Consider the following 1,160-nt stretch of genomic DNA (forward strand, 5'->3'; position numbering starts at 1 on the left):
CCACCGGACTGAGCATTCCGATGCTGGAATGCCTTCTGAACGGGTTATACCAGCACTCGATCCATTCAAACACCGCGGCTGCGAGCTCGGCTCTTGTTTGCCATTTCCTGGTGTCGAGGAGTTCGAGCTGCATCGAGCCCCAGAACGACTCCATCATGGCATTGTCGTAGCAGTCGCCGACCGTGCCCATCGAGCCGAGGAGACCGGCGGCCCGGAGCCGCTTCCCGAACGTCCAGGACGTGAACTGCGTCCCATGGTCTGAGTGCAGAATCGTGGCGTCCTTGGCGGGCTTTCTGCGCGCGACTGCGGCAGCCATCGCATCGACCACGAGTTTGGTGGTCTGGCGGATGTCGATGGAATGGCCGATGATGCGGCGGGAGAAGCAGTCCAGCACGGCGGCGCAGTACAGCTTCCCCTCGCCGGTCGGATGCTCGGTGATGTCGGTGACCCACAGCACGTCGGGTGCCTGGACGTCGAAGGCCCGCTTCACCAGGTCCTCCTCGGTCGGCTCGTTGACCAGGTTCCGGTGCCCCTTGCGCCGGTAGATCCCCTGGATCCCGGCTTCGCGCATCAGCCGCTCAACCCGTTTGCGGCTCACCCGCTCGCCCCGTCCCAGCGTCAACTCGGCGTGCACCCGCGGCGAGCCGTAGCTCTGGCGTGACTCCTCATAAATTTCTCTGATCATTTTCACCAGCTCGGTGTTGCGTTGCTCCCGAATCGAGGCGGGTCTGCCGAGCCAGTCGCTGTAACCGGACCGGGAAACTCCTAACACTCGGCAGGCCACCGCGACGGGGATGTCGTTTTCGGCAAGTTCACGGACCAGCGAGTACCTTATTTTGGGAGCACGTTCTCGCGGGCGAAGTAGGCCGCCGCCCGCTTGAGAATCTCGTTCTCCAACTCCAGTTGCCGGGCCTTTCGGCGCAGCTCGACCAGCTCTTTGTGCTCGCCGGCGCTCAGGCCGTCGAGGTGACCCTCTTCGATGTCGTCCCGGCGGATCCAGTTCCGCAGGCACGACTGGCTGATACCCAGACTCTTGGCCAGCGCGGTGACCGACTTGTCGCCGGTCCGGGCCAGTTCGACGGCGCGACGCCGGAACTCGGGCGGGTGAGGTGGTGGCACGAGACACTTCCTTCCCAAGTTGATCAAGGTCAACTCAGATG

At 63.6% G+C, this 1,160-nt stretch carries 2 protein-coding genes; both read right to left on the bottom strand.

Translation table 11 applies throughout. The features are described 5' to 3' along the window. Positions 1–835: IS3 family transposase (locus AB0K34_RS46635; RefSeq protein ID WP_364554976.1), on the bottom strand; the 835-nt coding region annotated here is incomplete at its 3' end. Next, on the bottom strand, positions 832–1,160 hold a 329-nt coding region (locus AB0K34_RS46640), incomplete at its 5' end, for a transposase (protein WP_138642386.1). The genes AB0K34_RS46635 and AB0K34_RS46640, both read right to left, overlap by 4 nt.

This window comes from Actinomadura sp. NPDC049382, assembly GCF_040677125.1.
Lineage (GTDB): Bacteria > Actinomycetota > Actinomycetes > Streptosporangiales > Streptosporangiaceae > Spirillospora > Spirillospora geliboluensis.